Raw genomic sequence first — 26,504 nt, forward strand, 5'->3', positions numbered from 1 at the left:
GGGAGCGGGCGTGCGGAGGCCTGTCGGAACCTGCGCGGAAACGGTTGGCGCGCAGGCCCTTCCGTCATGACCGGGCTTGTCCCGGTCATCCACGCGGAAACCTCGGGCTTGCCTGTGGATGCCCGTGCCAAGCACGGGCATGACGCTTTCGGGGAGGCCGGACCGGCCTACTTCCCGACCAGCGGGCACTCGCTGTCCTTCAGCGGGCGGAAGGCCTGGTCGGCGGGGACGGTGGCGAGCACCTTGTAGTAATCCCACGGTCCCTTGGATTCCGCCGGCTTCTTCACCTGGACCAGCATCATCGGGTGCGTCACCCGGCCGTCCTCGCGGAGCTGGGTCGTGCCGAACAGCGGATCCTCGAAGGGCCCGGCCTCGCGCATCGCCTTGACCACGGCGGCTCCGTCCTTCGCCGAGCCGACCTTCGCCACCGCCTTCAGATAGGCGAGCGAGGCCGAATAGGCGCCGGCCTGGTTCATCGTCGGGTAGCGGCCGTTCATGCGCTCGGCGAAGCGCTTGCCGAAGGCGCGGGTCTTCTCGTTCTGGTCCCAGTAGAAGCCGGTGGTCAGTTGCAGCCCCTGCGCCGTCTCCAGCCCCAGCGAATGGATGTCGGAGATGAACAGCAGCATGCCGGCCAGCGTCTGGCCACTCTCGACCATGCCGAACTCCGACGCCTGCTTGATGGCGGTGATGGTGTCGCCGCCGGCGTTGGCCAGCGCCACGACCTGCGCCTTCGACGCCTGCGCCTGGAGCAGGTAGGAGGAGAAATCCTTGGTGTCGGTCGGGTGACGGACGGAACCGGCGACCTTGCCGCCGCTGGCGTTGATGACCGAGGTCGCGTCGCGCTCCAGCGAATGGCCGAGCGCGAAATCGACGGTCAGGAAATACCAGGACTTCCCGCCGCCCTTGACGATGGCGTCGGCGGTGCCGTGGGCGAGCGCCCAGGTGTCGTAGGTCCAGTGCACGGAGTTCGGCGTGCAGGCTTTGCCGGTGAGTTCCGAGGTGCCCGACGCGGTGAACAGCGCGACCTTGTTCTTCTCCTTCACCAGCGGCGCCACGGCGAGCGACACGGCGCTGGTCGGCAGGTCGACCAACGCGTCGACCCCCTCGGAATCGAACCATTGCCGGGCGATGCCGCTGGAGATGTCCGGCTTGTTCAGCGCGTCGGCGGACACCACGTCGATCTTGAGGGCGTCGGCGCCCGGCAGCTTGCGGAAATCCTCCACTGCCATCAGGGTCGCTTCCATGGCGCCCTTGCCGCCGATGTCGGAGAAGATGCCGGACATGTCCGCCAGCACGCCGAGCTTGACCGGCACCTGCGCCATGGCGGCGGGGCTGGCGCCCAGGACGGCGGAGAGAGCCAGGGCCATCGCGGTTCCGCGCCGAAGTGACGACATGGTTGTCCTCCCTATTTATGATGTTGGTTCCGGTGGTTTCACGCGGACGGCAAACGCTGGAATATGGAGCGATCCCGATTGCTGCGTCAGCATGCAATTCTTGTATGTGAATTAAAAAATCCTGTAAAGGAATTTATCGGCGCATTCGGCTTGCGCCGACGGCCCGCGCTCGGGTACAAGAACGAGGCGTGCCACTGACCGGACAATGCGACCCATGAGTGTGAAGCAGGCTGCCAACGTCCTGGATTTGCTGGAATATTTTTCACAGCGCCTGCGCCCCGCCACGCTCGCCGAAATTTCGGACGATCTGGGCTGGCCACGGTCGAGCACCTTCAACCTTGTCGGCACCATCGTCGAGAAGGGGTATCTGTACGAGCCGCGCCCGCGGGCGGGCTATTACCCGACCCCGCGCTGGCTCAATCTGGTGCAGCGCGTGTCGGACGCCGAGCCGCTTCCGGAGGCGGCGCACCGGCTGGTCGCCGACATCGCCCGCGAAACCGGGGAGACGACGGCGATCGCCGCGCTCAGCGGCGAATTCGCGATGTTCATGCATGTGGTGAAATCGAACCACTCGGTCCGCTACCACGCCGAGGTGGGGGACCGGGTGCCGGCCTACGCCAGCTCGGTGGGCCGGGCGATCCTCGCCCAGCTCTCTCCGGAGGAACGGCGGGCCATCTACCGCAAATTCTCGTTCCAGCTCTATTCGGACACGACCCCGGTGGACGCGCAGGCCATCGAGGGCGAACTGCGCCAAGCGCAGGAGCGCGGCTACCACCAGAGCTGTTCGGAATACATCCCCGACCTCGCCGGCGTGTCGCTGCCGTTGCGGATCGGCGACCGCCGGCTGTCGGTCGTGGTGGCCGGTCCGGTCTCCCGCTGCCTCGACCGCCGGCCCGAGACCGCGGAGACGATCCGGCGCGTCATCGCCGCCTATGACGCGGACCTCCAGGCCGGCATCCCCGCGGACACGCGCTGAGCCGGGGCCGGTCAACCGGACCTGCCCCCTGCCCGGACCGGCCGGGCAGAAGATTCGACTTCAGGAATAGCGGATGGTGACCGCGTCGGCAGCGCGGCGCGCGCGCTCGCGGGCGTCGTCGGTCGAGGTGCCGAGCGCCAGCGCCACGCCCATGCGGCGGTTCCTGCGCGTCGTCGGCTTGCCGAACAGGCGGACGTCGACGTCGTGCCCGTCCGTCCCGACCCGCAGCGCCTCGGCCAGCCCCTCGATGGCGAAGCGCTCGGCCTCGCGGTCGGCGAGAATCACGGCGGAGGCCGCCGGGGCATGCACGGTGACGCGCGGGATCGGCAGACCGAGGATGGCGCGGGCGTGCAGGTCGAACTCCGACAGGTTCTGCGAGATCAGCGTCACCATGCCGGTGTCGTGCGGGCGCGGCGACAGTTCGGAGAAGACCACCTCGTCGGCGGTGACGAAGAACTCGACGCCGAAGATGCCGTAGCCGCCGAGATTGTCGACCACCCGCGTCGCCATTGCCTTGGCATCGTCGAGCAGCCGCTGGGGCATGGCGACCGGCTGCCAGGATTCCTGGTAGTCGCCGCGCTCCTGCCGGTGGCCGATCGGCTCGCAGAACAGCACGCCGTCGCGGGTGCGCACGGTCAGCAGGGTGATCTCGTACTCGAAGGCGACGAACTCCTCGACGATGACCTTGCGGCGGTCGCCGCGCATGTTGGCGACCGCGTAGTCCCAGGCCGCCTCCAGCTCCGCCTCCGTGCGGACCGTGCTCTGGCCCTTGCCCGACGAGGACATCACCGGCTTGATGACGCAGGGCAGCCCGGTGTGCGCGGCACCCGCCCGCACCTCCTCCAGGCTTTCGGCGTAGCGGTACTTGGAGGTGCGCAGGCCGAGTTCTGTGGCCGCCACCTCGCGGATGCGGTCACGGTTCATCGTCATGGTGGTGGCGCGGGCCGAGGGGACGACGGTCGTCCCGGCCTCCTCGAACTCGTGCAGCACCTCGGTGCGGATCGCCTCGACCTCCGGCACGATGAAGTCGGGCGCGTGCCTGGCGATGGCGGCGCGCAGCGCGTCGGCGTCGAGCATGGAGAAGACCTCCGCCGCGTCGGCCACCTGCATGGCCGGGGCGTTGGCGTAGCTGTCGCAGGCGATCACCTCGCAGCCGAGCCGCTTGGCGGCGATGACGAATTCCTTGCCGAGTTCGCCGGAACCGAGGAGGAGGATCTTGGCGGTGAACATGCGAGGGGCTCCCTGGGGGGTGCGGATGGGGTGCGGGAGCCTCGCCGGGGCGCCCGCGGTTGGGATGCGCCCTTCATACACCGCCGCCGCCGCGATGGCGATGGCCGCCCCATCCCTTCCATCCGCGCTCAAGCTTCACAAATCCATAGCGAAACCACCACGCGGCCGACACACGCCGAGGGGATAAGGGGCCTCCCCCTCCCCTGCCCCAAACCCTTCGTGGAGCTTTCGTCATGGTCCGCAACGTCTCCCTGATGGGAGCGGCCCTGATCGCCCTGTCGCTGGTGCCCGCAATCGCCTCCGCGCAAACCTCCGCTCCGGCCGCCGCCCCCGCCGAATTCCCGGTCACGCTCGAAGGCCACGCGCTCCTGCCGGCCAAGAGCTTCGTCGAGGCCCCGGCCGACGCCCCGGCCGACCTGAAGGTCTCCGGCAAGTTCACCAACGGCCGCCGCGTCGAGGCGATCGGCACGGTGGAGGGCAAGTCGGCCGACCGCCCGACCGGCGTCTCGCTTCCCTTCGCCGGCCAGCCGCTCCAGGGCCATTCGGGCATCAAGCGGATGGCCGACGGCAGCTTCTGGATCCTGACCGACAACGGCTTCGGCTCCAAGGCCAACTCGCCCGACAGCATGCTGTACCTGAACCGCTACGCGGTCGATTTCGCGACCGGCGCCTTCGACCGCAAGGAGACGGTCTTCCTGCACGACCCCGACAGGAAGGTGCCCTTCCGCATCGTCCAGGAGGGGACGGAGACGCGTTACCTGACCGGCTCGGACTTCGACACCGAGAGCTTCCAGATCATCGGCGATTCCCTGTGGATCGGCGACGAGTTCGGTCCCTTCCTGATCAAGGCCGATCGGAAGGGCCGCGTCCAGGCGGTGTACGAGACCCAGGTGGACGGCAAGGTGGTGCGCTCGCCCGACCACCCGGCGGTGACCACCCCGGCCAGCCCGGCCGACAGCGTCGCCTTCCAGATCCGCCGCTCCAAGGGCTTCGAGGGCATGGCCTCCTCGCCGGACGGCAAGTTCCTCTACCCGCTGCTGGAAGGCCCGGTGTGGAACGCCGACGGCAAGACCTTCGAGAAGACCGCCGACGGCAAGGAGTATCTGCGCGTCCTGGAGTTCGACGTTGCCAAGGAGTCCTGGACCGGCCGTTCCTGGCAGTATGTGCTCGAGAAGAACGGCAACGCCATCGGCGACTTCAACATGATCGACGCCACCACCGGCCTGATCATCGAGCGCGACAACGGCGAGGGCACCGCCGACAAGGCCTGCGCCCAGGGCCAGCCGACGACGAACTGCTTCTCCGGCATCGCCCAGTTCAAGCGCGTCTACAAGGTGGAACTGACCGACGCCAACGCCGGCGGCCCGCTGCGCAAGATCGGCTACATCGACCTGATGCGCATCGCCGATCCTAACAGGAAAGCGCGCAAGCCGCTGAACGACGGCGTCCTGACCTTCCCCTTCTTCACCATCGAGAACGTCGACGTGGTGGACGGCCAGCGCATCGTCGTCGGCAACGACAACAACCTGCCCTTCTCCAGCAGCCGCGAGCCCAACGCGGCGGACGACAACGAACTGGTCCTGCTGAACGTCGAGGCTTTCCTGAAGGCGAAGTAAAGCACTTCTCAGACGTCATGCCCGGCCTTGTGCCGGGCATCCACGGCCGCAAATCGTCGTGCACAGGGTTGCGCGTGGATGACCGGGACAAGCCCGGTCATGACGAATGGGAAGCCCCCTTCCCTCTCAGTCCCCCATCGCGCCGCTGGGCAGGGCGTGGCCCATCCCGTCCCGTTCGTCCTCCGCCTCTTCCGCCTGCGGGCGGGGCACGCGGAACCAGGCGGCGTAGAGCGCCGGCAGGAAGAAGATCGTCAGCACCGTCGCTCCCGCCAGACCGCCCATGATGGCGACCGCCATCGGGCCCCAGAAGACGCTCTGGGTCAGCGGGATCATGGCGAGGATCGCCGCCGCCGCCGTCAGCGCGATGGGGCGCGCGCGGCGCACCGTCGCCTCGACGATGCTGTCCCAGCGGGAGCGGCCGGAGCGGATGTCCTGCTCGATCTGGTCGACCAGGATGACCGAGTTGCGCATGATGATCCCGGCCAGCGCGATCACGCCGAGCATCGCCACGAAGCCGAAGGGCAGGTTGAACAGCAGCAGCGACGCCGTGACCCCGATCAGCCCGAGCGGCGCCGTCAGCAGCACCAGGAACACCCGCGAGAAGCTCTGCAATTGCAGCATCAGCGTGGTGACCATGATCAGCAGCATCACCGGCATCATGGCGTTGATCGAATCCTGGCCCTTGGCGCTCTCCTCGATGGCGCCGCCGAGCGCGATGGCGTAGCCGTCCGGCAGGGTGGCGCGCAGCGTGTCCAGCGTCGCGTTCAGCTGCGTGCTGACCACGGGGGCCTGGAGCCCGCCGGTGACGTCGGCCTTGATCGTCATCGTCGTCTCGCGCGCCCGGCGCCACAGCACCGGCTCCTCCAGCTCGTAGCGGACGCTGGCGATCTGGCTGAGCGGCACGGCGGTGCCCTTGGCGGTGCGGACGTTCAGCTCGCCCAGCCGCGACAGGTCCATCCGCTCGTCGGGCGTGGTGCGCAGCAGGACGCCGATCAGCTCCGTCCCCTCGCGGTACTGGGTGACGGCCATGCCGTTGAGCAGCAGTTGCAGGGCGTTGGACAGATCCTGCTTGCTCACGCCGAGCGCGCGGGCCTTGGCGGTGTCGACCTCCAGCCGGACGCGCTTGGACAGCTCGTCCCAATCCAGATGGACGTTGGCGGTGTTGGGATGGGCGCGCATGGTGTCGCGCACCTGGTAGGCGATCTTGCGGATCGTCGCCGGGTCGTCGCCGGTGACGCGGAACTGCACCGGGTAGCCGACCGGCGGGCCGTTCTCCAGCCGGCCGATGCGCATGCGGGCGGCCGGATAGTCGGCCTCCAGCGTCGGCTCCAGCCGCTGCATGAAGGTCTCGCGCTCCTTCAGCCCCTTGGTCATCACCATGAACTGGGCGAAGTTGGCGGTCTGGAGCTGCTGGTCGAGCGGCAGGTAGAAGCGCGGCGAGCCGCCGCCGGTGTAGGCCACCCAGTAATCGACGTCCGGATCCTTGGCGAGCACCGATTCCAGCTTCTTCACCTCGGCCGAGGTCGCCTCGAAGGAGGAACCCTCGGCGAGCCGGATGTCGATCAGCAGCTCCGGCCGGCTGGCGCTGGGGAAGAACTGCTGCTGGACATGGCCGAAGCCGACGAGCGCCACGACGAAGGCGGCCACGGTGGCGCCGATGGTGAGCCAGCGCGCCCGCACGCAGGCCGTGATCAGCGAGCGCAGGATGCGGTAGCCGCGCGTGTCGTAGATCTCCAGCTCGTGTCCCTCGGCGACGACATGCTTGGGCTTGGGCAGCAGCAGGTAGCCGAGATAGGGGGTGAAGATCACCGCGACGACCCAGGACAGCATCAGCGACAGCGCCACCACCCAGAAGATCGAGTTGGTGTATTCGCCGGCCGCCGAGGCGGCGAAACCGACCGGCACGAAGCCGGCCGCCGTCACCACCGTGCCGCTCAGCATCGGGAAGGCGGTGGAGGTGTAGGCGAAGGCGCCGGCCCGCAGCCGGTCCCAGCCCTGCTCCATCTTCACCACCATCATCTCCACCGCGATGATGGCGTCGTCCACCAGCAGCCCGAGCGCGATGATGAGGGCGCCCAGCGAGATGCGCTGCAAATCGATGTGCAGGATCTGCATCGCCACCAGCGTCATCGCCAGAACCAGCGGCACCGCCAGCGCCACGACGATGCCGGTGCGCCAGCCCAGGCTGACGAGGCTGACCAGGATGACGATGGCCAGCGCCTCGGCCAGCGATTCCATGAACTCGCCGACCGAATGCTCGACGACCTGCGACTGGTCGGCGATCTGCGCCACCTCCAGCCCGACCGGCAGCTCGGCGCGTGCCTTCTCCATGGCGGCGTGGAGCTGCTCGCCCAGGCGCAGGACATTGCCCCCCTTGGCCATCACCACGCCCAGCCCGATGGCGTCCTGGCCGTTGTGGCGCAGGGTGTAGCGGCGCGGCTCGACGTAGCCGCGCTTGACCTCGGCGACGTCGCCGATGGTCAGCATGCGGCCGTTGACCTCGACCGGGATGGCGCGCACGGACTGGGCGGTGTCGAGCCCGAGGTCGACGCGGACATAGACACGCTGCGACCCGGTGTCGACGTCGCCGGCCGCCGCGACGGCGTTCTCGCGCTGGAGCGCCTGGATCACCGATTCCACCGGCAGGCCGAAGCTGGCGAGCCGCTGGCTGGAGATCTCGACGTAGACGCGCTCCTCCTGCGGGGCGATCAGCTCGACCTTCTCGACGCCGGGCAGCTTCAGCAGGCGGGCGCGGGTCTGCTCGGCGACCTTCTTGAGCTGGGCCGGCGTGAAGTCGGCGCCGCTGAAGGCGTAGATGGCGGAATAGACGTCGCCGAACTCGTCGTTGAAGAAGGGCCCGATCACCCCGTCGGGCAGGGTGGCGCGGATGTCGCCGATCTTCTTGCGCACCTGGTACCACAGGTCGGGGACCATCTTCGGCGGGGTGTAGTCCTTGAGCTGGACGAAGACCACCGACTCGCCGGGCTTGGAGTAGCTGCGCGCGACGTCGTAGTAGGGCACCTCCTCCAGCTTCTTCTCGATGCGGTCGGTGACGAACTGCTCGACCTCGCGGGCGGTGGCGCCCGGCCACTGGGTCTGGACGATCATCACCTTGAAGGTGAAGGAGGGATCCTCGGCGCGGCCGAGGGTCTTGTAGGCGAGCGCGCCGGCCAGCACGCTGGCCAGCATCATGAACAGCACGAGCGTGCGGTGCGACAGCGCCCAGGCCGACAGGTTGCCCCGGTTGTGGTTCATCGCGCCGGCTCCGTCCAGACGCGGACCTTCTGGCCGGCGTCGAGCTTGTGGACCCCGGCGGTGACGACGCGCTCGCCGTCCTTCAGCCCGCCGGCGACGATGGCGAGGTCGCCGGCGTAGGCGGCGACGGCGACCGGCCGCAGCTCCAGCGTGCCGGCCGCATGCGCGTCGCCCTGGGGGCCCGCCTGGGAGCCCGCCGCCTGCGAGAGCACCCAGACGGCGGGCTTCTGCTCCCGCTGGGTCAGCGCGCTGATCGGCAGCCGCGCGACCAGCCCGCCATGGTCCAGCGCCGCCGTGACCGTCGCGGTCATGCCGAGCTGGAGTCCGGGCGGCGGATTGTCGAGCGTGATCTTCGCCTGATAGGTGCGGGTGCCGGGGTCGGCGCTCGGCGACAGCTCGCGCAGGGTTCCGGGGACGGCGCTGCCGGGCTGCGCCCACAGCTCCACCGACAGGCGGCGCTTCGGCAGGTCGCCGAGCTGCTGCTCGGGGATGTTGGCGACCGCCTCGACGGCGCCCAGCCGCGCGACGCGCAGCGCGGTCTGGCCCTGCGCCACCACCTGCCCCGGCTCGACCAGCGTGGCGGTGACGATTCCCGCCTCGTCGGCGACCAGCGTCGCGTACTGCACCGAGTTGGTCAGCACGCGGAGCTGCGCCTCGACCTCGCGGACGCGGGCCTCGGCCTTGTCGAGCGCGGTCTTGCGGCGGTCGTACTCCTGGCGGGTCGTCCATTCGCCCTGGCGCAGGCTGGAGTAGCGGGCGAAGTCGCCGCCGGCGTTGGCGGCGTCGGACCGGGCGGAGGCGAGCTGCGCCTGCGACGCCTTGATCTGCAATTGCAGGTCGGTGGGGTCGAGCTTCGCCAGCGCCATGCCGGGCTCGACGCGGGCGCCCACCTCGACCAGCCGGGCGATCACCTTGCCGCCGACGCGGAAGCCGACGTCGGCCTCGACGCGCGGGCGGATGACGGCCGGGTAGCGGACGCTGTCGGTGGCCGGCTCCAGCGCCACGGTGGCGACGCGGACGGGGCGCGCCTCCGCTTCCGGCGGGGCGGCGGCGGAATGGGTTTCCTTGCAGCCGCTCAGGCCGGCGGCCAGGGCCAGAAGCCCGATCGCCGCCACGCCGCCGCGCGCCAAGCGCATCCCGGTCATACCACGTCTCCCCACTGGACTGGACTGTATCGTACTGCTAGCGTGGTACTCTCCACTCACCCCTTCGTCAAGAGTGAACGGTACAGTTCAGTGCAGCCACCCGCCAACGCCCTGACACCGCCTTCCCCTTCCGTTTCCAAGCCCGACGATTTCAAACCGGACGCCAAGGCCGAGCAGATATTGGCCGCTTCGCGCGAGATCATCCTGGAGATGGGCTACGCCGCCTTGTCGATGGACCTCGTGGCGCAGCGGGCACGGGTGTCGAAGACGACGCTCTACACGCGCTTCCCCTCGAAGGAGGAGCTGTTCTCCGCGACCATCACCGCCGAATGCGACCGGCGGGGGATGCGCTTCCAGCCCGACGAGTTCGACGAATTGCCGCTGCGCGACATCCTGCTGCTGATCGGGCGGCGCTTCGTCGACCTGCTCTGGTCCGACGCGGCGATCCGTGTCCACCAGTCGGTGCTGGGCGAGGCGGCGCGCCAGCCGGAGATCGCCCGGCTGTTCTTCCAGGCCGGACCGGAAAAGGGCATGGCGGCCTTCGTCGCCTTGTTCGAGCATCTGGCCGAGCGTGGTCTGATCCGGACCGGGGATCCGTCCTTCGTCGCGCTGCAATTCATGGCGGCGATGCAGGGCGGCCCCTACTGCGCGCTGGTCATGGGCCAATGCCCGTTGCCGCCCGAGGAGGAACGGGGCGCCTTCGTCGCCAAGGTGGTGGACCTGTTCCTGCGGGGGATCGCGCCCTCATCCTGACGGCGCCCGGTCCGGGCAATTGTTCCCTTTACGTTCCTTCGCTTCTCGCCTACGCTCGCGCTCATGGACGAGATCCGGCGACAGGCGCAGAAGGGGCGCGGAGCGATCAGCAACACGACCTCGCGCTACGAGCGCGAGGTGCGCGTGCTCGGCGACGACGGCTGGGGCGGCAGCGAGCGTCCGGACGAACCGGTCCGGACCCTGCTGTTCGACGATTCCGCCCGGACCGTCATCAGCCGGAACACCTCCCCGGACATCGTCTTCGAGCGCTCCGTCAATCCATACCGGGGCTGCGAGCACGCCTGCGTCTACTGCTTCGCCCGGCCGACCCACGCCTATCTCGGCCTGTCGCCGGGGCTGGATTTCGAGACGAGGATCTTCCGCAAGGCCAGGGCGGCCGAGCTGCTGGCCACGGAGCTGCGGGCCAGATCCTACGTCTGCAAGCCGCTGGCGCTCGGCGCCAACACCGACCCCTACCAGCCGGTCGAGCGGGAGCAGCGCATCACCCGCGCCATCCTGGAGGTCTGCCGCGACTTCAACCAGCCGGTGATGGTCATCACCAAGTCGGCGCTGGTCCTGCGCGACCTCGACATCCTGGCGCCGATGGCGGAAAGGCGGCTGGTCAACGTCGCCCTCTCCCTCACCACGCTCGACCGCGACCTCGCCCGCCGGCTGGAGCCGCGGGCCAGCGCGCCGCCCCGGCGCCTCGCCGCGATGCGGGAACTGACGGCGGCCGGCGTCCCGGTGGCGGTGCTCGCCAGCCCGATGATCCCGGGGCTGAACGACCACGAGCTGGAGGCGATCCTGGCGGCGGCGGCGGAGGCCGGGGCGGTCCAGGCCAACCACATCCTGCTGCGCCTGCCGCTGGAGATCAAGGACCTGTTCGAGGAATGGCTGCGCGAGCACGCGCCGAACCGCGCCGACCGCGTGCTCAGCCTGATCCGCCAATGCCGCGAGGGCGAGCTGTACCGGTCGCGGTTCGGCAGCCGGATGAAGGGAACCGGCCCGGTCGCGGAGCTGCTGTCGCAGCGCTTCAGGCTGGCCTGCCGGCGCCTCGGCCTCAACGGACGCGACGCCGACCTGAACTGCGCCGACTTCCGGCCCCCTCCGGCGCCCGGCGATCAACTGACGCTGCTGTGAGCCCCGCTCCTTTCCGGTGTCATACGCCTGTCATGGAGCTGCGGTAGCGTGCGCGCGGGCACGACGCCGTGCCGAACCCGTCCGTCCAGGGGATGCCCGCTCGTGTACGACCTGTCCTCACCGATGGCCACGCCCCCGGACGTGCCGCCCGCCGCCTTCTCCGCGCCGGCCGCGCATGTCCGCGCCTCGGTGGAGGAGGATGTCCCGGCGATGCTGGACATCTACACCCACCACATCCAGCACGGGCTCGGCCCCTTCGACGTCGAACCGCCGCATCCGGAGGAACTGAAGCGCCGCCGCAAGGCGATGCTGAAACGGCGGCTGCCGCACCTCGTCGCCGAGTTGGGCGGGGTGGTGGTCGGCTACGCCTACGCCGCGCCCTTCCGCAAGCGGCCGGCCTACCGATACACGGTCGAGCACTCGATCTACGTCCACAAGGACCATCTGGGCCGCGGCATCGGCCGGCTGCTGCTGCCGGCGCTGATCGACGCCTGCACCCGCGCCGGCTGCCGCCAGATGATCGCCGTGGTCGACAGCGCCAACCAGCCGTCGCTGCGCCTGCATGACTCCTTCGGTTTCCAGCGGGCGGGAATCCTGCGGGCGGTCGGCTTCAAGTTCGGGCGCTGGACCGACAGCGTCTTCCTACAGCGCCCGCTGGGGGCGGCCGACCGCGAGCCGCCGCAGGACCGCCGGCCCGCCATGCCGCCGGCCGCCGGCCCGCGAGGCGCCGGCCTGCAAGGTGCCGGCTGAGTCGCCGCTTTGCCGTTCCTCCATTCCGTCATCCCGTTCCCCGGAGACCCCTCGCATGGATTTCTTCCGCCGCTTCAACTTCCTGGTCTGCGCCCCCGCCTTCGAGGTGGACGAGCTGGAGGGCCTGCGGCTTCAGCAGATCCTGTCGGAAGTGGAGCGGATGGGCTTCGAGGTGGTGCGCGCCCGCCGGGTCGAGGACGCCGAGCTGGCGATCCGCACCGACGCCGCCATCGGCTGCATGATCGTCGACTGGGGCAAGCGCGGGGCCGACGGCAAGCAGGCCTCGCTGATCGCCTTCGCCCGCCAGCGCGGATTGGAGATGCCGATCATCCTCCTGGTGCGCCGCCAGCGGCTGGAGAACATCCCGGTCGACGTGCTGAACCAGGTCGACGGCTACATCTTCCTGGCGGAGGAGACGCCGGAGTTCATCGCCAAGAATCTGGTCAGCCGGCTGAAGCAGTACGCCGACACCCTGAAGACCCCTTTCTTCGGCGCGCTGGTCGATTACGCCGAGGAGGGCAACCAGCTGTGGACCTGCCCCGGCCACAACGGCGGCATCTTCTACAACCGCAGCCCGATCGGCCGCATCTTCGTCGAGCATCTCGGCGAGGCGGTGTTCCGCGACGACATCGACAACTCCGTGCTGGAGATGGGCGACCTGCTCATCCATGAAGGGCCGGCGCTCCAGGCGCAGAAGGAGGCGGCGCGCATCTTCGGGGCGGAGCGCACCTATTTCGTGCTGAACGGCACCTCGGCCTCGAACAAGATCGTGCTGTCGGCCCTGGTGGCCGAGGACGACCTCGTGCTGTTCGACCGCAACAACCACAAGGCGGCGCACCATGGCGGCCTGTTCCTCGGCGGCGGCATCCCGATCTTCCTGGAGACCGAGCGCAACGCCCACGGCCTGATCGGTCCGATCGACCCGCGGGCACTCGACGAGGAGGTGATCCGCGAGCGCATCCGCCGCAACCCGCTGGTCAAGGACCCCGACGCCTGGAAGCGCGAGCGCCCGTTCCGCGCCGCGGTGATCCAGCAATGCAGCTACGACGGCACCATCTACAACGCGCGGATGATGCTGGAGCGGATCGGCAAGCTCTGCGACTATATCCTCTTCGACGAGGCCTGGGCCGGCTTCCTCAAGTTCCACCCGCTGTTCAAGGGCCATTTCGCCATGGGGCTGGAGGGGCTGGACGAGGGACACCCCGGCATCATCGCCACCCAGTCGACGCACAAGCAGCTCGCCAGCTTCTCGCAGGCCTCGCAGATCCATGTGCGCGACAGCCACATCAAGGGCCAGCGCCGCCGGGTCGAGCACCGCCGCTTCAACGAGACCTTCCTGCTGCACGCCTCGACCTCGCCCTTCTACCCGCTGTTCGCCTCGCTGGATGTCGGCGCGCAGATGATGAAGGGGCGGTCGGGCGAGGTGCTGTGGGACGACACCATCCGGCTGGGCATCGAACTGCGCAAGAAGATCCGCGCCATCGGCCGCGAGTTCGCGGAGCGCGAGAGCGACCCGGCGCGCCGCTGGTTCTTCGACCCCTTCGTGCCCGACCGCGTCACCCGCGACGGAATCGACACGGCCTGGGAGGACGTGCCGACCGACGAGCTGGCGACCCAGGTCCGCCATTGGGAGTTCGCCCCCGGCGCCGACTGGCACGGCTTCCGGCATGTCGAGCCGGGCTACGCGATGACCGACCCGAACAAGCTGACGCTGCTGACCCCCGGCTTCGACCGTCGCGGCGGCGCCTACGGCGACCACGGCATCCCCGCACCGGTGGTGGCGCAGTTCCTGCGCGAGAACCGCATCGTCCCGGAAAAGAACGACCTCAACTCCCTGCTGTTCCTGCTGACGCCGGGCGTCGAATCGAGCAAGGCCGGGACGCTGCTGAGCGGGCTGGTCGCCTTCAAGCGGCTGCACGACGACAACGCGCCGCTGGAGGAGGTCATCCCCGAATTCGTCGCCAAGCGCCGCGCCCATTACCTCGGCCGGCGCCTGCGCGACCTGTGCGCGGAGATGCACGCCTTCTACCGCGAACGCGACACCAGCGCCCTGCAACGCGCCATCTTCCAGCCCCGGCACCTGCCGGAGATGGCGATGCCGCCGCGCGAGGCGACGCGGCATCTGGTGCGCAACACGGTCGATTACCTGCCGATCGACGAGATCGCCGGCCGCGTCGCCACCACCCTGTGGGTCGTCTACCCGCCGGGCATCGCCACCATCGTCCCCGGCGAACGGCTGTGCGAACGGGCCAGGCCGATGATCGACTATCTGAAGGTCTTCCAGGACAGCGCCAACCGCTTCCCCGGCTTCGACAACGAGATCCAGGGGCTCTACCGTGAAACCGACGCCGGCGGCGTCATCCGCTACTTCACCTATGTGGCGCGGGAGTAGAAGGCGGACGGGCGCGGGGAGCCTCTATTCCTCCGCGCCGCGCGCCTGGCGGCGGAAGGCCGCCGGGGTGGTGCCGGTCAGTTTTTTGAAGAAGCGGTTGAAATAGCCGGGATCCTGGAACCCCAGCTCGTACGCGATCACCGACACCGGGGCGGCGATGTAGATCAGCCGCCGCCGCGCCTCCAGCAGCAGCCGGTCCTGCACCACCTCGAAGGCGGAGCGGTCGGCCAGACGGCGGCACAGGCGGTTGAGCCGTGATTCCGTGATCCCCAGCGCGGCGGCGTAGCGCGGCACCGGCCAGTGCTCCGTGTGGTGTTCCTCGACCAGCGTGCGGAAGCGGGCGAAGAGTTCGGTGCGCACCCGCTCCGGCCCGGTGGCCCCGGACACCGCCGCCCGCCGCCGCTCCAGCAGCAGCAGCACGCTGCGCGACAGCCACACGCACATCATCGTCTGGCCGAGCTGCGGCCGGCGGAACTCCGCCATCAGCTGTTCGAGCAGCGCCGCGACCCGCCCGAGAAGCGGCGCGTCCGCGGCGAGATCGACGACGCACGCCGCCAGGAACAGCCCCTCGACCAGCGGGCGGTTGTGCGCCTGCGCGCCGTCGAACAGCACCGCCTCGGCCACCGTCAGCACATAGCCGTGGCTGCCCGGCTGGAACTGGAAACCGTGCACGACAGCCGGCGGCACCACCACCGCGCCCTGCGGCGCCAGCTCCAGGGTCCGGTCGTCGAGCCGGACCCGCGCCCCGCCCTCCAGCAGCACCACGACCTGGAACAGGCCACGGTGGGTGTGCGCCCCGATCTCCCACGCGTGGAGCGAGCTGCGGCTGTGGATGTCCTCGATGTGCAGGAACTCGGTGTCGGGGGCCGACGCGTCCTCGCCATACAGCCCGAACGCCGCCACCCGGCCGGCGGTGTCCGCCCTCCCCGCCCGCCTCGTGTCCACGTCCGCGCTCCCCGGCCGTCAGTTTGTCCGAATAGTACAATTTTTCCGCCGCATCGTCCATTCAACCGCATGCGGCATGCGGCTATCCTTCAACGGTCTGGAGTGCAGACAATCCGCTGAGGCAATCAACGGCGGCTTTCCCGGCCGTGCCTTTCGAACCGCCCGGCACGGGAACGCATCCCCGGCACCGTTCAAGGGACGGCCCGGCCGGCGGCGCGGTCGCGGATGGTCGGGGATTTCACACGGCCCAACCTCGGGCAACCCATCGGAGACGTTATGAAAGTCCAAGTCTGCATCATCGGTGGCGGGCCCTCCGGCCTGCTCCTGTCCCAGCTCCTGCACCTCAAGGGCATCGACACGATCGTTCTGGAGAAGCACAGCCGCGAGCATGTCCTGGCCCGCATCCGGGCGGGCGTGCTGGAGCATGGCTTCGCGGCGCTGATGCGCGAGGCCCGGTGCGGCGAGCGGATGGACCGCGAGGGGGAAATCCACGAAGGCTTCTTCATCGCCCATGACGGGGTGATGGACCGTGTCGACCTGCACAAGCATTCCGGCGGCAGTTCGGTGGTCGTCTATGGCCAGACCGAGCTGACCCGCGACCTCTACGAGGCGCGCGACCGGATGGACGGCAAGGTCGTCCACGACGCCGCCGACGTCACGCCGCACGACCTGAAGAGCGACGCCCCCTACGTCACCTACCGCGACGGCGACCGGATCGTCCGCGTCGATTGCGACTTCGTCATCGGCGCCGACGGCTTCCATGGGGTGAGCCGCAAGTCGATCCCCAAGGAGATCCTGCGCGAGCATGAACGGGTCTATCCGTTCGGCTGGCTCGGCGTGCTGTCCCGCACCAAGCCGGTTTCGCCGGAACTGATCTATTCCAGGCACGAGCGCGGCTTCGCGCTCTGCTCCCTGCGCTCGCAGGTGCTCAGCCGCTACTACATCCAGGTCCCCTTGACCGACAAGGTGGAGGACTGGTCGGACGAGGCGTTCTGGGACGAGCTGAAGCGCCGCCTGCCCGCCGACGTCGCCGCCTCCCTGATCACCGGCCCGTCGATCGAGAAGAGCATCGCCCCCCTGCGCAGCTTCGTCGCCGAGCCGATGCGCTACGGACGCCTGTTCCTGGCGGGCGACGCCGCCCACATCGTGCCGCCGACCGGCGCGCGCGGCCTGAACAGCGCGGCGTCGGACATTTACTACCTCTATCACGCCATGGTCGATCACTACGAGAAGGGGGATGATGCGGGTCTGGACGACTATTCCCGCAAGGCGCTGGCCCGGGTCTGGAAGGCTCAGCGCTTCTCCTGGTGGATGACGACGATGCTGCACCGTTTTCCGGACAGCGGCTCCTACGAGGCGAAGCTGCAAGAGACGGAGCTGGAGTATCTGTTCTCGTCGGAAAAGGCGCTCGGCTCCCTGGCGGAGAACTACGTCGGGCTGCCGTTCTGATCCGGCTTGCCGGGATGGAAGGATGGCGGCCGGCCGGTCCGGCCGCCATTCCGCGTCAGCCCCGCGGCGTGGCTGGCACGGGGAGCGTGAAGACGTCCTTGTGCCGCGCGCGCAGCTCGTTCTTCTGCACCTTGCCCATGGCGTTGCGGGGAAGCTCCTCCTGCACCACCACGATCTTGGGAAGCTTGTAGCCGGCCAGCTCGCGCGCCGCCTCGGCGATGACGGCGGCGGGATCGGGAGGGGGGGCGTCCGGCTGGCGCTCGACCACCGCCACCACGCCCTCGCCGAAGTCGGGATGCGGCACGCCGATGACGGCGGCCTCGCGCACGCCCGCGATGCGGCCCAGCACGCTCTCCACCTCGCGCGGGTAGACGTTGTAGCCGCCCGAGATGATCAGGTCCTTGGCGCGGCTGACGATGCTGATGCGCCCGTCCGCCGCGCGGCGCGCCAGATCGCCGGTCATGAAGAATCCGTCCGGGCGGAACTCCGCCGCCGTCTTCTCCGGCATCCGCCAATAGCCCTTGAAGACGTTGGGACCGCGCAGCTCCAGCCCGCCGACCTCCTCGCCCGGCGGCAGGGGCCGTCCGCCCTCGTCGGTGACGCGGACCTCCAGCCCCGGCAGCGGAAAGCCGACGGTGCCGGGCACCCGTTCGCCGTCCAGCGGGTTGGTGGTGATGATCGCGGTCTCGGTCATGCCGTAGCGTTCGAGGATGCGATGGCCGCTGCGTTCCTCGAAGCGCGCGAAGGTCTCCGCCGACAGCGGCGCCGAGCCGCAGGTGAACAGCCGCATCCCCCGGCACAGATCCGGGGTCAGGCGCGGGTCGGCGAGCAGCCGCGTGTAGAGCGTCGGCACCCCCATGAACAGCGTCGCGCGCGGCAGCAGATCGATCACGCGGTCGGCGCTGAACCTGGAGAGGAACAGAATGGAGCCGCGGGCGAACAGCACCGGGTTGGCGGCGATGAACAGGCCGTGCGCGTGGAAGACGGGCAGCGCGTGCAGCAGCACGTCGGTGTCGGCGATCCCCCACAGCCCGGCCAGCGTGCGCGTGGTGTAGCCGAGGTTGCCGTGGGTGATCATGGCGCCCTTGGGCCGCCCGGTGGTGCCCGAGGTGTAGAGGATCGCCGCCACGTCGTCAGCCGCCATGTCGGCGGTGCCGTCCCACGGGTCGAGGTCGCGGCAGGCCGCCGTCAGGCTGCCGCCGCCGTCCCCGTCGAGCGTGAACAGGCGTCCGGCCGGGGCCGGGTCGAGCGCCGCGACCTCGGCCGCCGACTGCGGCGGGCCGACGAAGACCGCCGGCTCGGCGTCGCCGAGAAAATAGCGCAGCTCGGTCAGGGTGTAGGCGGTGTTCAGCGGCAGATAGATGGCGCCGATCCGCAAGGTCGCGAGATAGAGGCACAGGGCCTCCGGCGACTTTTCCACCTGCACCGCCACCCGGTCGCCACGGCCGACGCCGGACTCATGGAGCAGCCGGGCGATCCGCCCCGCCGTCCGCCGCAGGTCTCCGTAGCTCCACGCCGCGCCGGTCCCGGTCTGAAGGGCGGGGCGCGCGTCGTCGCGCGGGTCGGACGGCAGAAGCAGATTGTAGAGGTTCTCGGTCATCATTGGGGTTCCAGTCGCCGTCTGGCGCTTGATCGTTCTTTCAGGGCAGCAGCACGATCGACCCGGTGGTGCGCCGGGCTTCCAGGTCGCGATGCACCGCCGCCGCCTCGGCCAGCGGCGCGCGGCGGGAGACCTCGACGCGGACGCGTCCTTCCTCCAGCGCCGCGAACAGGCCGGCGGCCAGCGCCTCGATGTCGGCGCGGGTCCGGGTGACGGTCGCCAGAGTCGGCTTGGCAAGGAACAGCGAGCCCTTCTGCGCCAGCACGCCGATGTCGAAGGGCGGCACCGGGCCGCTGGCCTGCCCGTAATTCACCATCAGGCCGAAGGGCCGCAGGCAGTCGAGCGAGCGCAGGAAGGTATCCTGCCCCACGGAATCATAGACCACGTCGACGCCGCGTCCGCCGGTGACGTCGCGGACGCGGGCGACGAAATCCTCCCCGTCCTGATCCTCGCCACGGGACAGGATCACATGCTCGCAGCCGGCGGCCCGGGCGACGGCCAGCTTCTCCGGCGAGCCGACCGTGCCGATCACCGTGGCGCCCAGGCTGGACGCCCATTGGCAGAGGATCTGTCCGACCCCGCCGGCGGCGGCGTGGACGAGCAGCGCGTCGCCGGCCTTCACCGGGTGCACGCGGTGCAGCAGATACTGCGCGGTCGTGCCCTTGACCATGGCCGCCGCCGCCACCTCGTCCGACACCGTGTCCGGCAGTTTGACGAGGCGCTCGGCGGGGACGAGGCGCGCCTGAGCGTAGGCGCCGAGCAGCATCCAGTAGGCGACGCGGTCGCCCGGCCGGACCGTCCCGACGCCGGGGCCGACCGCCTCGACGATTCCCGCCGCCTCCACGCCCAGCACGGCCGGGCGCGGGATCGCGTACTGCCCGGACAGGGCGGAGCGGTGGTAGGTGTCGATCAGGTTGACGCCGATCGCCGTGTGGCGGACCAGCGCCTGCCCCGGACCGGGAGGCGGCAGTTCGACATCCTCCAGCACCAGCGCCTCGGGGCCGCCGGGCTGGTGGACGCGGATCGCCTGGACCGTGCCTCCCCGGAGCGTGGTGCCGGTCATGCTCAGCCCTCCGCCGGCGAACGGCCGAGGCGGCCGGAGATCAGCTCGAAGACCGCGCTGAAATCCTTGGCGCCGTGGCCGCTCTCGACCAGCATCTGGTAGAAGGCGGCGGAGCTGCCGGCGAGCGGGGTCGCGGCGCCGCTGGCGCTGGCGGCCTGCTGGGACAACCGCATGTCCTTCAGCATCATCGCCGCCGTGAAGCCCGGCTGGTAGTCGCGGTTGGCCGGCGAGGTCGGCACCGGCCCCGGCACCGGGCAGTAGACCTGTAGGGCCCAGCAGTTGCCCGACGAGCGGGTGACGACGTCGTAGACCGCCTGGTTGTCGAGACCGAGCTTCTCCGCCAGGGTGAAGACCTCGCTGATGGCGACCATGCTCATGCCGGCCATCATGTTGTTGCAGATCTTCATGGCGTTGCCGCTGCCCGACGCGCCGACATGGAACAGGTTCTTCCCCATGCCGGTCAGGATCGGCTTGGCGCGCTCGTAGCCCTCGGCGGTGCCGCCGACCATGAAGGTCAGGGCGCCGGCCTGCGCCGCCGGCACCGCGCCGGACACCGGGGCATCGACCATCACGAAGCCGGCGGCCGACGCCGCCTTGCTGACCGCCTGCGCGCTGTCGACGTCGATGGTCGAGCAGTCGATCATCAGCGTGCCGGAGCGGGCGAGCGCGAAGACCCCGCCCTCCCCCTCGTAGGCGGCGCGCACATGCTTGCCGGTCGGGATCATGCTGATGACGGTGTCGGCCTCGGCCAGCGCCTCGGCCAGCGTTGCGGCCACGCGGCCACCGGCGGCGGCGTAGGCGTCGCGCATCGCCGGGGCGATGTCGTAGCCGACGACGTCGTTGCCGGCCTTGACGAGATTCTCGCACATGGGGCGGCCCATGTTGCCGAGCCCGATGAAGGCAATCCGTGCCATGGTTTCAGTCCTTTTGGGAGTCGATCGGTACGGCCTGCAAAGCCCTCTCCCCCTGGGGAGAGGGCTGGGTGAGGGGGATGCGTGGCGAGAAGTTTGCGAAAGAGGATGGGCGAAGGGGCAGGATGCCCCTTCACGGCGCGCGCTCCGCGCGCCGGCCCCCTCACCCTCCCCACCGCTTCGCGGCGGGTCCCCTCCCTCTCCCCGGGGGAAAGAGGGCCGTTCAAGGTTGCTCGCGGCCCTCAGCTCTTCTTGACCAGATAGCACTTGCTCTCGCTGAGCGGCATCGTCGCCTGCTCCGCCGGAATGGTGCGGAGGATCTTGTAATAGTCCCACGGACCCTTGGATTCCGCCGGGCTCTTTACCTGGATCAGGTACATGTCACGGGCGACGCGGCCATCGGCGCGGACCTTGGCGCCCTTGGTGATCAGGTCGTCGACGGGAAGCTCGCGCATCTTCTCGGCCACCACCTTGCCGTCGTCGGTGCCGGCGGCCTGCATCGCCTTCAGGTAATGCAGCACGGCGGAATAGACGCCGGCCTGCACCATGTTCGGCTTGCGCTTCATGCGCGCCTCGAAGCGGCGGGCCAGTTCGCGGCTGCCCTCGTCGCGGTCCCAGTAATAACCGTCGGTGGCGATCAGCCCCTTGGCGCTGGCGAGGCCGAGCGCGTGCACGTCGCTGATCATGACGGCCAGCCCGATCAGCTTCTGGCCGCCGTCGGTGATGCCGAACTCCGCCGCCTGCTTGATCGCGTTGGAGGTGTCGGTGCCGCCGTTGGCCAGCCCGATGACCTGGGCCTTCGACGCCTGCGCCTGGAGCAGGAAGGAGGAGAAGTCGGCGCTGCCGATCGGGTGCTTGACCTGCCCGACCACCGTGCCGCCGCCCTCGAGCACGGTCTTCGACAGCTCCGCCGCCATCTGGTGGCCGAAGGCGTAGTCGGCCGACAGCATGAACCAGTTCTTATCGCCGCCCTGGAGCACGGCGCGCGCGGTGCCGGTCGCCTGCGAATAGGTGTCCCACATCCAGTGGAAGCTGGTCGGCGAGCAATCCTCGTTGGTCAGGCGGGTGGTGCCGGCGGCGGTGGCGAGCGTGATCCGGCCGCGCTCCTTCGCCAGATTCTGCACGCCGATGGCGATGGCCGAGTTGGTCATCTCGGCGATGGCGTCGACCTTCCGCACGTCGAACCATTCGCGGGCGATGGTCAGGCCGATGTCCGGCTTGTTCTGGTGGTCGGCGGTGATGATCTCGATCTTCTTGCCGAGAACCGTGCCGCCGAATTCCTCCACCGCCAGCTTGGCGGCCTCGACCGAGCCGATGCCGCCGAAATCGGCGTAGAGCCCGGTCTGGTCGTTGAGCACGCCGATGCGGATGGCGTCCGGGCCGGCCTGCGCGGTTCCGGCGGCCGCCAGCGACGCCGTCGCCAGGGCGGCGGCGAGAATGGGGGTCTTCATGGTGCTTTCCTCCCGTTTGGCCGGCTTGCCGCGCCGGCTCCTGGTTCAGGTCAGGGTCATGTCATGTTGATGATGACCGTCTTCTTGTGGGTGAAGTGGTCGAGCATCGCCTCGAAGGACGCCTCCTTGCCCAGCCCCGACTGCTTGACGCCGCCGTAGGACAGGCCCGGCTGCACGACCAGATTCTGGTTCACCTGCACGAAGCCGGCCTGGAGCCGCCGGGTCGCGTCCATCGCGGTGCGCAGGTCGCGCGTCCAGATGGTGGCGGCGAGGCCGAAGTCGCTGTCGTTGGCCATCGCCAGCGCCTCCTCGTAGTCGCTGAACGCGATCACGCAGGTCACCGGCCCGAAGATCTCCTCGCGCGCCAGCGCGTGGTCGTTGGGGATGCCGGTGAAGATCACCGGCTGCACGAACAGGCCGCGCGTGAGCCGCTCGTCGGCCGGCAGGGCGGCGCAGCGGTGCGCGGTGGCGCCGGCCGTCGCCTCGCCGAGCGCGATGTAGCGCCGCACCCGCTCGAACTGCTGGGGCGAGATGATGGTGCCGATGTCGGTCGCCTCGTCCAGCGGGTCGCCCATGGTCATGGCGTCGACCTTGGCCTTCAGCTTGGTCACGAAGGCGTCGTGCAGGCTCTCATGGACGAGGATGCGCGAGGCGGCGGTGCAGCTCTGGCCCTGGCGGGTGAAGCGCATGCCGGCGACGGCGCCGTCGATGGCGCGGTCGAGGTCGGCGTCGCCCATCACGATCATCGGGCTCTTGCCGCCCAGTTCCAGCGTGACCGGGATCAGCTTGTCGGCGGCCAGATGCGAGATGATCTTGCCGGTCTCGACCGAGCCGGTGAACGTGACCTTGCCCACCCCCGGATGCGCGACCAGCGGCGCGCCGCAGCCGGGGCCGTCGCCCGACAGGATGTTCAGCACGCCGGCCGGCAGCACCTGGTTCATCACCTGGATGACCCGCAGGGCGGCGAGCGGCGCCTCCTCGGCCGACTTGACGACGACCGCGTTGCCGGCGACCAGCGCCGGGGCGATCTTCAGCGCCATCAGGTAGAGCGGCACGTTCCACGGGATGATGGCGCCGACGACGCCGATCGGCTCGCGCTGGGTGAAGGTCAGCATGGTGGGGCTGAAGGGCACCGTCTCGCCCTTCAGCTCCGAGGCGAGGCCGCCATAGAAGGCCAGCGTGTCGGAGACCAGCGTCGCCTCGACCCGGCTTTCGGTGCGGATCGCCTTGCCGGTCTCCAGGGCGAGCAGCCGGCCGATCTCCTCGGCGTGATCGGTGAGGCGGCGGCCGGCCTCGGCGACCAGCTTGCCACGCTCGCGGGCCGGCCGGCGCGCCCAGTCCCGCTGGGCCTTCGCGGCGGCCGTCACCGCCGCGTCGACGTCGCGCTCGCCGCCCTCGGCGGCGGTGGCGACGACGTCGCCGGTCGCCGGGTTGACGACGTCGAAGGTCGCACCCGACAGCGCCGGGCGCAGCGCGCCGTCGATCAGGAGAAGACCGGACAGATCCCGCGCGAGGGCGTGGGGATCCAGGGTGGGGACGAGGGTCTGGTCGGCCATGGGTCGTCTCGGTTCTCTGTTGTCGGTTGCCTGCCTGGAGGAGCCGTTCAGGACGGTCGGCGCTGCGACCAGGCCTTCAGGGCGTCGGCGAACTCGTCGGAATGCAGGCTGGCGCGGAAGGCCGCCTCTCCGGCCCGGTCGTCCAGCGTGCCGCGCGCCAGCTCGTTGAGCGAGCGCTTGATGCCGGCGGTCGCCTGCGGCGCGCAGGCGGCGATGCGCCCGGCCAGTTCCGCCACCGCGGCGTCCAGCCCGTCGGGCTCGACCAGCCGGTCGAGGAAGCCGACGCGCAGCATCTCCTCCGCCCCGATCGTCTCGGCGGTGAGGAACAGCCGCTTGGTGGTGGCGAGGCCGAGCCGCGACACGTAGCGGCGCAGGCCGCTCGGGTAGAAATGGATGCCGAGCTGGGCGGCGGGCATGCGCATCCGCATGCCGGTCACGCCGACGCGGAAGTCGCAGGCGAGCGCCAGATCGGTGGAACCGCCATAGACGCCGCCGTTCAGGGCGCAGATCGTCGGCATGCGGATCGCCTCGACCCGGTCGCACAGGCGGGAGAAGGCGACCTCGCCGTCGTCGCAGGAGTCCGCGTCCGGAGCGGCGCGTTCCGAGTTCTGCGCGGCGCCCAGGTCATAGCCCGACGAGAAGCTCGGCCCGCTGCCGGTCAGCACGAGGACGCGCAGAGCGGGATCCGCCTCGGCCGACTCGATCCGCTCGTGCAAGGCGGCGATGTCCGCCGAATCGAGCCGGTTGTGCTGCCGGGGGCGGTTGAAGCGGATCGTCGCGACCGCGCCGTCCGTCGTAAGCACGGGCGTCGTTCCCGCCGCGTCCGTTCCGGTTTCTGGAGAACCGCTCATCCTGTGTCCCGGTGTCATGTTTTTCCGTTCGTGGTGAAGGGATACCAACTTCGGCCTGGATCGCTCCGTTCACGCTGAATGGTATACCAAACGTGATTTATGGAATGCAATCCGAAAAAGATGGGAATGCGAACAATCCGTGGCCGCCCTATGGTGGACCGGGATGCCCGCAAATGCAAAGCGGCCCGCCGAGGGAGCCGGCGGGCCGCTGCGATCGGAACGAAAACGCCGGGTGCTATTCAGTGTCGCCGATTGCCGGCATGCCGACGACCATGTCGACGAAGATGCTGCCGCCGACGGTCATGTGGCCGTGCATGTGCATCCGGGCGGCGTCGCTGTCGCCTTCGAGGATCGCCTTCACCACGAGGTCATGCTCGTTGTAGGACTTCAGCGGGCGGGCGGTGTGCTGGAACGGGTACTGGCGGTAGATGCGCATCCGGCCGCGGATGAACTTCGCCTGCTGCTCCAGATGCTCGTTGCGGCTGCCGGCGTAGATCAGCTCGTGAAGCTCGCGATTCAGCCGGTCGTAATCCTGGATGTCGCCGGCCTGCGCGGCGGCGCGGCTTTCCTCGTGCACGGCGGCGAGCCGGCCGCGCTCCGCCATTCCCATGCGCCGCGCCGCGAGACCGGCGGCCAGCGCCTCCAGCTCGATCAGCACCTCCATCATGTTGACGAGCTGCTTGGCCGACATGCGGACCACCGACGCCCCGGCTCCCGGCCGGATGGCCACCAGTCCGGTCGAGCCGAGCTGCGACAGAACCTCGCGCACGGGCGTGCGCGACACGCCGAAGCGGTCGGCCAGCGCCCGCTCGTCGAGGCGCTCTCCGGGCCTGATCGCCCCGTCCAGGATTTCCTGTTCGAGGATCTGGCGCATTTCCGAGACCCGGCTTGGTTTCTCAGGCTGCATCACCGATTCCGAGCAAAAGTGGGGCCGCGCACAGGCGCAATGTGGCGGTCGCCGATACGGCGGTCAAGCGGTTTGGGATACCAAAAATATGATTTGGTGCACCATCCAGAATGCCTTCCCTCCAGACCGGAGGGCGCCGCGTGACGCATCGCCGAAGGTCGCCCCCGGTGCCCACGTCGGTTTTATCATCCGTACTCAAATCAACGAGACCGCGAGATTAACGAGTCATAAACAGTTTTGCACTGAAATCCTCAACAGTGGGAATCAGGATGGTTGGACTCGAAATAGTTTCCGGAGCGATTCGGAAGCGCGACTTTCTGCGTCCCGCTGAAGAACAACGTGCCGGCATTTTCAAGGGACCCCCATGTTCAATATTTTGACGGTCATCATTTCCGTCGCCCTCACCGCCGTGATGGGCGCCGCGGGCGTGTTCTATGTCGGCACCGCCTTCACGAGCGCGGGCCCGAAGGCCGCCGCCGTCGGCATCATCCAGTCGCTGTCGCAGGTCGACGCCGCCTGGGTGCTCTACGCCTCCAACGGCAACACCACCACCCTGGCCGCGGCCGGCGCGACCTTCCCCAGCATGACCGGAGCGGCGACGCAGACCGACCTGATCGGCACCGGCTATCTCGCCGCCGTGCCGACGGCGCCCACCATCGCCGCCAGTTGGGGCGGCGGCGCATCCCGCATCGCGCTCGACCTGACGAACCCCGCAACGGCGTCCGGCCTGACCATCAACTCCAATTTCGCCAACGGCGGCGTCTTCCTGGTGCTGACCAGCACCGCCCTGTCGCAATGCACGGAAATCGCCCGCGCCGGTGGCCAGATCAGCGCCACCGGCACGCTGGCGGCGCCCGGCACCGGTCTGGTGCTCTCGGTGGGAACCCAGGCCGCCTTCGTTGCCGCCTTCACCGGCTACAAGTTCGGTTGCGTCCAGGTCACCACCGCCTCCGCCCTGACGCTGAACAACGTCGCCGGCGCGTCCCCGGCCGACGACAACAAGTTCGTGGCCTACTACAAGTTCTAAGCGACACCGCCGTCGCCCGACACCGTCGCCCCGGTCCCTTTCGGCCGGGGCGATCGCTTTTTTGATGCGGGCGTCCCGCCGCCGCCGGGATTG

At 69.4% G+C, this 26,504-nt stretch carries 20 protein-coding genes; 8 read left to right on the forward strand and 12 right to left on the reverse strand.

Annotation, left to right across the window (positions count from 1 at the left end; translation table 11 throughout):
* Nucleotides 1–167: 167 nt before the first annotated feature.
* Complete coding sequence (locus J2847_RS11030; protein WP_209779027.1) at nucleotides 168–1,394, reverse strand: ABC transporter substrate-binding protein; 1,227 nt, start codon at nucleotides 1,392–1,394, stop codon at nucleotides 168–170.
* 214 nt (nucleotides 1,395–1,608) lie between these two features.
* Here J2847_RS11030 and J2847_RS11035 point away from each other — a divergent pair, with 214 nt between their 5' ends.
* Nucleotides 1,609–2,370, forward strand: coding sequence for an IclR family transcriptional regulator (locus tag J2847_RS11035; protein WP_085557651.1), 762 nt, complete (start codon nucleotides 1,609–1,611; stop codon nucleotides 2,368–2,370).
* A 60-nt stretch (nucleotides 2,371–2,430) separates the two neighbouring features.
* On the opposite strand, the gene purT is transcribed toward J2847_RS11035, so the two are convergent.
* Entirely contained in the window at nucleotides 2,431–3,600 is a 1,170-nt protein-coding gene (purT, locus tag J2847_RS11040) for a formate-dependent phosphoribosylglycinamide formyltransferase (RefSeq protein WP_209779028.1), read from the reverse strand.
* 233 nt (nucleotides 3,601–3,833) lie between these two features.
* On the opposite strand from purT, the gene J2847_RS11045 reads away from it, so the two are divergent.
* On the forward strand, nucleotides 3,834–5,216 hold the full coding sequence (locus J2847_RS11045) for an esterase-like activity of phytase family protein (RefSeq protein ID WP_209779029.1): 1,383 nt from the start codon (nucleotides 3,834–3,836) through the stop codon (nucleotides 5,214–5,216).
* A gap of 126 nt (nucleotides 5,217–5,342) precedes the next feature.
* Here the strand turns inward: J2847_RS11045 and J2847_RS11050 are convergent, their stop codons facing one another.
* Both J2847_RS11050 and J2847_RS11055 read right to left on the reverse strand, forming a co-directional pair.
* Nucleotides 5,343–8,471 carry an efflux RND transporter permease subunit gene (locus J2847_RS11050; protein ID WP_209779030.1) on the reverse strand — a complete coding sequence of 1,043 codons (3,129 nt, stop codon included), beginning with the start codon at nucleotides 8,469–8,471 and terminating at the stop codon, nucleotides 5,343–5,345.
* Complete coding sequence (locus J2847_RS11055; protein ID WP_209779031.1) at nucleotides 8,468–9,616, reverse strand: efflux RND transporter periplasmic adaptor subunit; 1,149 nt, start codon at nucleotides 9,614–9,616, stop codon at nucleotides 8,468–8,470. Before J2847_RS11055 ends, J2847_RS11050 begins: the two co-directional genes overlap by 4 nt.
* 90 nt (nucleotides 9,617–9,706) lie before the next feature.
* Here J2847_RS11055 and J2847_RS11060 point away from each other — a divergent pair, with 90 nt between their 5' ends.
* From J2847_RS11060 to J2847_RS11075, 4 genes are all read left to right on the forward strand, one after another.
* The gene (locus J2847_RS11060; protein WP_325169375.1) at nucleotides 9,707–10,369 is read left to right on the forward strand and encodes a TetR/AcrR family transcriptional regulator; all 663 of its coding nucleotides are present in this window, start codon (nucleotides 9,707–9,709) and stop codon (nucleotides 10,367–10,369) included.
* 63 nt (nucleotides 10,370–10,432) lie between these two features.
* Nucleotides 10,433–11,509 carry a PA0069 family radical SAM protein gene (locus J2847_RS11065; protein WP_209779033.1) on the forward strand — a complete coding sequence of 359 codons (1,077 nt, stop codon included), beginning with the start codon at nucleotides 10,433–10,435 and terminating at the stop codon, nucleotides 11,507–11,509.
* 123 nt (nucleotides 11,510–11,632) lie between these two features.
* Nucleotides 11,633–12,259, forward strand: coding sequence for a GNAT family N-acetyltransferase (locus J2847_RS11070; RefSeq protein ID WP_209779034.1), 627 nt, complete (start codon nucleotides 11,633–11,635; stop codon nucleotides 12,257–12,259).
* 55 nt (nucleotides 12,260–12,314) lie between these two features.
* A complete protein-coding gene (locus J2847_RS11075) occupies nucleotides 12,315–14,651 on the forward strand; it encodes an Orn/Lys/Arg family decarboxylase (protein ID WP_209779035.1) in 2,337 nt (778 codons plus the stop codon).
* Nucleotides 14,652–14,675: 24 nt separating this feature from the next.
* On the opposite strand, the gene J2847_RS11080 is transcribed toward J2847_RS11075, so the two are convergent.
* Nucleotides 14,676–15,596, reverse strand: a complete 921-nt coding sequence (locus J2847_RS11080) for a helix-turn-helix domain-containing protein (protein WP_209779036.1) — start codon at nucleotides 15,594–15,596, stop codon at nucleotides 14,676–14,678.
* A 276-nt stretch (nucleotides 15,597–15,872) separates the two neighbouring features.
* On the opposite strand from J2847_RS11080, the gene pobA reads away from it, so the two are divergent.
* Nucleotides 15,873–17,045 carry a 4-hydroxybenzoate 3-monooxygenase gene (pobA, locus tag J2847_RS11085; protein WP_209779037.1) on the forward strand — a complete coding sequence of 391 codons (1,173 nt, stop codon included), beginning with the start codon at nucleotides 15,873–15,875 and terminating at the stop codon, nucleotides 17,043–17,045.
* A 55-nt stretch (nucleotides 17,046–17,100) separates the two neighbouring features.
* Here the strand turns inward: pobA and J2847_RS11090 are convergent, their stop codons facing one another.
* The 7 genes from J2847_RS11090 to J2847_RS11120 form a co-directional block, all read right to left on the reverse strand.
* On the reverse strand, nucleotides 17,101–18,648 hold the full coding sequence (locus J2847_RS11090) for an AMP-binding protein (protein WP_233474442.1): 1,548 nt from the start codon (nucleotides 18,646–18,648) through the stop codon (nucleotides 17,101–17,103).
* A 37-nt stretch (nucleotides 18,649–18,685) separates the two neighbouring features.
* Nucleotides 18,686–19,708: a quinone oxidoreductase family protein gene (locus J2847_RS11095; RefSeq protein ID WP_209779038.1), complete on the reverse strand. Its 1,023-nt coding sequence runs from the start codon at nucleotides 19,706–19,708 to the stop codon at nucleotides 18,686–18,688.
* Between the two features lie 2 nt (nucleotides 19,709–19,710).
* Nucleotides 19,711–20,622, reverse strand: a complete 912-nt coding sequence (gene mmsB, locus J2847_RS11100) for a 3-hydroxyisobutyrate dehydrogenase (RefSeq protein ID WP_209779039.1) — start codon at nucleotides 20,620–20,622, stop codon at nucleotides 19,711–19,713.
* A 239-nt stretch (nucleotides 20,623–20,861) separates the two neighbouring features.
* A complete protein-coding gene (locus J2847_RS11105) occupies nucleotides 20,862–22,070 on the reverse strand; it encodes an ABC transporter substrate-binding protein (protein ID WP_209779040.1) in 1,209 nt (402 codons plus the stop codon).
* Between the two features lie 56 nt (nucleotides 22,071–22,126).
* Nucleotides 22,127–23,626 (reverse strand): aldehyde dehydrogenase family protein, encoded by a 1,500-nt coding sequence (locus tag J2847_RS11110; protein ID WP_209779041.1) that lies wholly within the window; start codon nucleotides 23,624–23,626, stop codon nucleotides 22,127–22,129.
* 47 nt (nucleotides 23,627–23,673) lie between these two features.
* Nucleotides 23,674–24,429, reverse strand: a complete 756-nt coding sequence (locus tag J2847_RS11115) for an enoyl-CoA hydratase/isomerase family protein (RefSeq protein ID WP_325169376.1) — start codon at nucleotides 24,427–24,429, stop codon at nucleotides 23,674–23,676.
* A 283-nt stretch (nucleotides 24,430–24,712) separates the two neighbouring features.
* Nucleotides 24,713–25,351 carry a GntR family transcriptional regulator gene (locus J2847_RS11120; RefSeq protein WP_233474443.1) on the reverse strand — a complete coding sequence of 213 codons (639 nt, stop codon included), beginning with the start codon at nucleotides 25,349–25,351 and terminating at the stop codon, nucleotides 24,713–24,715.
* A gap of 397 nt (nucleotides 25,352–25,748) precedes the next feature.
* On the opposite strand from J2847_RS11120, the gene J2847_RS11125 reads away from it, so the two are divergent.
* Nucleotides 25,749–26,411, forward strand: a complete 663-nt coding sequence (locus J2847_RS11125; protein WP_209779044.1) for a hypothetical protein — start codon at nucleotides 25,749–25,751, stop codon at nucleotides 26,409–26,411.
* Nucleotides 26,412–26,504 lie beyond the last annotated feature (93 nt).

It is taken from the genome of Azospirillum agricola, assembly GCF_017876095.1.
Lineage (GTDB): Bacteria > Pseudomonadota > Alphaproteobacteria > Azospirillales > Azospirillaceae > Azospirillum > Azospirillum agricola.

What these genes read in the sequence shown, in the direction of transcription:
- J2847_RS11075 (WP_209779035.1), top strand. Translation starts at nt 12,315, where the DNA reads ATGGATTTCTTCCGCCGCTTCAACTTCCTGGTCTGCGCCCCCGCCTTC.
- J2847_RS11070 (WP_209779034.1), top strand. Translation starts at nt 11,633, where the DNA reads ATGGCCACGCCCCCGGACGTGCCGCCCGCCGCCTTCTCCGCGCCGGCC.
- J2847_RS11120 (WP_233474443.1), bottom strand. Translation starts at nt 25,351, where the DNA reads ATGCGCCAGATCCTCGAACAGGAAATCCTGGACGGGGCGATCAGGCCC.
- J2847_RS11030 (WP_209779027.1), bottom strand. Translation starts at nt 1,394, where the DNA reads ATGTCGTCACTTCGGCGCGGAACCGCGATGGCCCTGGCTCTCTCCGCC.
- mmsB (WP_209779039.1), bottom strand. Translation starts at nt 20,622, where the DNA reads ATGGCACGGATTGCCTTCATCGGGCTCGGCAACATGGGCCGCCCCATG.
- J2847_RS11105 (WP_209779040.1), bottom strand. Translation starts at nt 22,070, where the DNA reads ATGAAGACCCCCATTCTCGCCGCCGCCCTGGCGACGGCGTCGCTGGCG.
- purT (WP_209779028.1), bottom strand. Translation starts at nt 3,600, where the DNA reads ATGTTCACCGCCAAGATCCTCCTCCTCGGTTCCGGCGAACTCGGCAAG.
- J2847_RS11090 (WP_233474442.1), bottom strand. Translation starts at nt 18,648, where the DNA reads ATGATGACCGAGAACCTCTACAATCTGCTTCTGCCGTCCGACCCGCGC.
- J2847_RS11055 (WP_209779031.1), bottom strand. Translation starts at nt 9,616, where the DNA reads ATGACCGGGATGCGCTTGGCGCGCGGCGGCGTGGCGGCGATCGGGCTT.
- J2847_RS11065 (WP_209779033.1), top strand. Translation starts at nt 10,433, where the DNA reads ATGGACGAGATCCGGCGACAGGCGCAGAAGGGGCGCGGAGCGATCAGC.
- J2847_RS11045 (WP_209779029.1), top strand. Translation starts at nt 3,834, where the DNA reads ATGGTCCGCAACGTCTCCCTGATGGGAGCGGCCCTGATCGCCCTGTCG.
- J2847_RS11095 (WP_209779038.1), bottom strand. Translation starts at nt 19,708, where the DNA reads ATGACCGGCACCACGCTCCGGGGAGGCACGGTCCAGGCGATCCGCGTC.
- J2847_RS11125 (WP_209779044.1), top strand. Translation starts at nt 25,749, where the DNA reads ATGTTCAATATTTTGACGGTCATCATTTCCGTCGCCCTCACCGCCGTG.
- J2847_RS11050 (WP_209779030.1), bottom strand. Translation starts at nt 8,471, where the DNA reads ATGAACCACAACCGGGGCAACCTGTCGGCCTGGGCGCTGTCGCACCGC.
- pobA (WP_209779037.1), top strand. Translation starts at nt 15,873, where the DNA reads ATGAAAGTCCAAGTCTGCATCATCGGTGGCGGGCCCTCCGGCCTGCTC.
- J2847_RS11110 (WP_209779041.1), bottom strand. Translation starts at nt 23,626, where the DNA reads ATGGCCGACCAGACCCTCGTCCCCACCCTGGATCCCCACGCCCTCGCG.
- J2847_RS11035 (WP_085557651.1), top strand. Translation starts at nt 1,609, where the DNA reads ATGAGTGTGAAGCAGGCTGCCAACGTCCTGGATTTGCTGGAATATTTT.